Origin of the sequence: Sporosarcina koreensis (assembly GCF_001531445.1) — a bacterium.
Classification (GTDB): Bacteria; Bacillota; Bacilli; order Bacillales_A; family Planococcaceae; genus Sporosarcina; species Sporosarcina koreensis_C.
The window spans coordinates 1-3,860 of record NZ_LQYA01000133.1; the positions used below are offsets into that span (position 1 = coordinate 1).

The following is a 3,860-nucleotide window of genomic DNA, read 5'->3' on the forward strand; positions in this document are numbered from 1 at the left end:
AGTTAAGGCGGTTCGGGATGTTTCATTTCATGTTAATAAAGGGGAAATCGTGGCTATCGTTGGTGAAAGTGGCAGTGGGAAAAGTGTTACAGTTCAAACAATAATGGGCTTAATCCCAAAACCGCCAGCCATTATTAATTCAGGTAGCGTGTTCCTTGAGGACGTGGACCTTATGACCTTATCCAAAAAGCAAATGAAAAAAGTAAACGGTTCCAAAATGAGTATGGTGTTCCAAGATCCGATGACATCCCTTAATCCGACCATGAAAATTGGCAATCAAATCGCTGAAGTATTGACTGTTCATAAAAACATGAGCAAGTCTGAAGCAAAAGAAAAGGCGATTGAAATGATACGGCTTGTAGGTATACCGAATCCGGAAGAGCGATACGATCAATATCCGCATGAATTCAGCGGTGGGATGAGACAAAGAGCAATGATATCAATCGCACTTGCATGTAATCCGGATTTACTTATTGCAGATGAGCCGACAACCGCATTGGATGTAACGATTCAAGCGCAAGTACTTGAATTGATGAAGGACTTGAAAACAAAAATAAATACAGCAATTATATTAATCACTCATGATTTAGGTGTAGTTGCCGAAACGGCTGAACGAGTTATTGTCATGTATGCAGGCATGGTTGTAGAAACAAGTTCTGTAGATGAAATCTTTACGAATCCGAAACATCCATATACTTGGGGTTTGCTGGAGTCCATTCCGGATACGACAACTACAAGTGAAAAGCAGCGACTCATTCCAATAGAAGGAACTCCGCCGGATTTATTTTCACCACCGAAGGGCTGTCCTTTTGCACCAAGGTGTAAATATGCAATGGAGATTTGTGTTGGACAGATGCCGCCTGAGTTTGAAATCAAGGAAGGGCATACCGCAAGATGTTGGTTGAATGATTCCCGTTCGCCTGCTCCAGAAGATGTCTATCAGGAGAGGGGGGAAAGAGTTTGAAAGATAAACTCCTTCGAATTGAAAACTTGAAGAAACATTTTTCTGTAGGGAAAAACCAAATTGTTAAATCTGTGGATGATATCTCTTTTGATATATATAGAGGGGAAACATTCGGTTTAGTCGGAGAAAGTGGAAGCGGGAAATCAACGCTTGGTTTAACAGTTGCCGGTTTGCATGAAAAAACGGACGGCAATATTTTCTACGATGACGAGAATTTATCAGAAATGAATCGAAAGAAAAAAGGTATTGTGAACCGTGAGATGCAAATTGTATTTCAAGATCCCCACTCCTCACTAAATCCTAGAATGCAAGTCGGGGATATAATCGCTGAAGGAATAGATGCACATAAACTTGCTAAAGGAATAAAGCGACAAGAACGTATTTACGAGTTGTTAGAGAAAGTAGGGCTCCGACCTGAACACGCGAAACGATTTCCCCATGAGTTCAGTGGAGGGCAGCGACAGCGGATCGGGATTGCTAGGGCATTAGCCGTCAACCCAAAATTCATCGTTGCGGATGAGCCGATATCTGCATTGGATGTTTCTATCCAAGCTCAAGTTATCAATCTACTTGAGGATCTTAAGGAATCTGAAGGATTAACGTATTTGTTTATCGCACATGACCTAGGAATGGTTAAACATATTAGCGACAGAATTGGTGTTATGTATTTAGGGAAAATGATGGAGTTGGCAAGCAGTGACGATTTGTTTTCAAAGCCATTGCATCCCTATACACAAGCATTATTATCCGCAATTCCTGTAGCCGATCCTAGCAATACTAAGAAGGAACGGATTGTCCTTCTTGGGGATCCGCCAAGTCCAATGAATCCACCAAGTGGTTGCCGCTTTAGGACGAGGTGTCCACATGCAATGGATATTTGCAGTAAAGAAATTCCGAAATGGAAAGAAATTAAATCTGACCATTTTGTTGCTTGTCATTTATATAATCATGAAGGGGTGAAGGGAAATGAAGAAGTGGACGATATTGTTAGTCCTTCTATTAGCAGTGTCAGCAGTATTGGGAGCATGTAGCAGCAAAAATGCAGAAAGCGGAGATACAAATGGCGAAGGGAAAAGAAGCGACAAGCAGGAACTAACTCTTAACCTGAAGACGGAGCCACCTAGCCTCGATCCGGGTCTATCAACGGATACAACATCAGCATGGGTACTCGATCATGTCTTTGAAGGTTTGTATACAACAGATAAAGATGGCAACCCGGTCCTAGGAGTTGCAGAAAAAGTGGACGTATCAGACGATGGTACTGTTTATACTTTTACAATACGCGATGATGCAAATTGGACAGATGGTACACCGGTAACAGCTTCGGATTTTGAATATGCTTGGAAGCGTGTGTTAAATCCGGATACGGGCTCTAGGTTTGCTTTCTATCTCTATTATGTAAAAGGGGCAGAAGAATATAATATGGGTGAAGGAACAGTTGAAGATGTCGGCGTGGAAGCAGTTGGTGAAAAAGAGTTGAAAGTGACATTGGATGCTCCGCTTGGCTATTTTGATAAGCTGTTGACAATGTGGACATATTACCCGGTTAAACAAGAAATAGTAGAAGGAAATAAGGATTGGGCATCAGATCCGAAAACTTATATTAGCAATGGACCTTTCAAGATGACAAAATGGGCGCATGACAGCGAAATAGTCATTGAGAAGAATGAGGATTACTATGATGCATCCGTTGTAAACTTAAACAAAGTCACTTTCAAAATGGTGAATGAGGCGACTACATTCTATCAAATGTACAAAACAGGCGAATTGGATTTAATCTCCTCTCTGCCAACTGACGTTTTGGAAGCTGAACAGAATAATGAAGATTATTCAGTAGTTCCTCGTTATGGAACGTATATGTATATTTTTAATGTCAAAAAAGAACCATTTACAAACGAAAAAGTTCGCAGAGCATTTTCTTTGAGTGTCAATCGAGACCTAGTTGTTAACACAATTAACAAAGCAGGAGAGATTCCGGCTTATGGTATGGTTCCACCTGGAGTTTCTACTCCTGATGGTGATTTCCGTGAAGTAGGTGGAGAATATTTCAAAGAGGATACAGAAGAGGCGAAAAGGTTATTGGAAGAAGGAATGAAGGAAGAAGGGTGGGACACTCTTCCGGAAATCGAGCTGCTATATACCACGTCTGAAGGAAATAAGAGAATTGCCGAAGTCGTTCAAGAAATGTTGAACAAAAATTTAGGTGTCCAAATTAAATTGGTGAACCAAGAATCCAAAACACAATTAGCTAACGTAAACCAAGGAAATTTCCAAATGGCTAGAATGGGTTGGGTCGGAACATTTGTAGATCCGGTCATTAATCTGGATTACTTCTTAGGCGGCAGTCCAAATAACCGTACTGGATGGGTCAATGAAGAATATGATTCTCTTTTAGCGCAGTCCAAGATTGAACAAGACGATTCTAAACGGTATGAATTACTTCATAAAGCCGAAGAAGTTTTAATGGAGGATATGCCTTTTATCCCAATGTATTTCTACTCAACAACATACTTAACTTCTCCGAGTCTTAAGAATGTGGCTTATTATGTTAACCGACAGCCGTTTTTGAAATGGGTGGAAAAGGTCGAATAACAACCAATTAAATTAAATAGGCTTCTAACAATTGATAAGTGGTTTTGTTAAACCCTTTACTTAGGAACTGTATTGGGCAATCTCATGCAAATCGAAGTAAAGGGTTTTCTTACTATCTAAATATGAAAAAAAGTTGAGAGGTGTAAAATTGGAAAATCGATTAGAACATTTTTTAAATGTATTTACAGGTTTCAATTCTGCCGCAATCCCTGGTAAAAACAAATTTACGTTTTTAAGTAAAAAGACTGGCCTTCCACAAGTTTATCTTTGGGATGGGAACAATGGCGACATCAAGCCATTTGGT

General features: G+C 40.1%; 3 protein-coding genes. All 3 read left to right on the forward strand.

The genetic code is table 11. The annotated features are described in order from the left end of the window. Positions 1-964, forward strand: a 964-nt coding sequence (locus AWV70_RS14245; protein WP_060208465.1) for an ABC transporter ATP-binding protein, incomplete at its 5' end; no start/stop codon positions are given. Beyond that, positions 961-1,995: an ABC transporter ATP-binding protein gene (locus AWV70_RS14250; protein ID WP_060208469.1), complete on the forward strand. Its 1,035-nt coding sequence runs from the start codon at positions 961-963 to the stop codon at positions 1,993-1,995. The genes AWV70_RS14245 and AWV70_RS14250, both read left to right, overlap by 4 nt. Continuing rightward, on the forward strand, positions 1,931-3,556 hold the full coding sequence (locus tag AWV70_RS14255; RefSeq protein ID WP_060208472.1) for a peptide ABC transporter substrate-binding protein: 1,626 nt from the start codon (positions 1,931-1,933) through the stop codon (positions 3,554-3,556). Before AWV70_RS14250 ends, AWV70_RS14255 begins: the two co-directional genes overlap by 65 nt. Positions 3,557-3,860: the final 304 nt, after the last annotated feature.

Bases quoted from the DNA above. Each gene is read 5' to 3' on its own strand.
- AWV70_RS14255 (WP_060208472.1), top strand. From the start codon at position 1,931: ATGAAGAAGTGGACGATATTGTTAGTCCTTCTATTAGCAGTGTCAGCA.